The sequence below is a fragment of the Monashia sp. HAY1-2A genome, assembly GCF_056755315.1.
In genome coordinates this window covers 1-279 of record NZ_JBNDHY010000371.1, presented here as the reverse complement: position 1 = coordinate 279, position 279 = coordinate 1, and the positions used below count along the sequence as shown (strand labels likewise).

Below are 279 nucleotides of genomic sequence, written 5' to 3'. Positions count from 1 at the left end.
GAACGCGAGGTCGAAGACCCACAGGTCACCACCGAGTTCCGGGGTGTAGGCGGCATCAGACAGCTGCGCGTAGCTGGTCCAGCCCGCGGCTGCTGGACCACCCGGAGTGAGAAACCCTGCCAGGACGACGACGGCACCGAACAGGTACAGCCAGTACGCGAGCATGTTCAGCCGCGGGAACGCGACATCGGGCGCGCCGATCTGAAGCGGCATCAGGGCGTTGGCGAACCCGGCGAACAGCGGCGTCGCAAAGAGCAACAGCATCACGGTGCCGTGCAT

General features: G+C 65.9%; 1 protein-coding gene. It reads right to left on the bottom strand.

The genetic code is table 11. The features are described 5' to 3' along the window. Positions 1-279 (bottom strand): cbb3-type cytochrome c oxidase subunit I (locus ACPYOM_RS22340; RefSeq protein ID WP_481347641.1); only part of this gene is annotated, 279 nt, incomplete at both ends.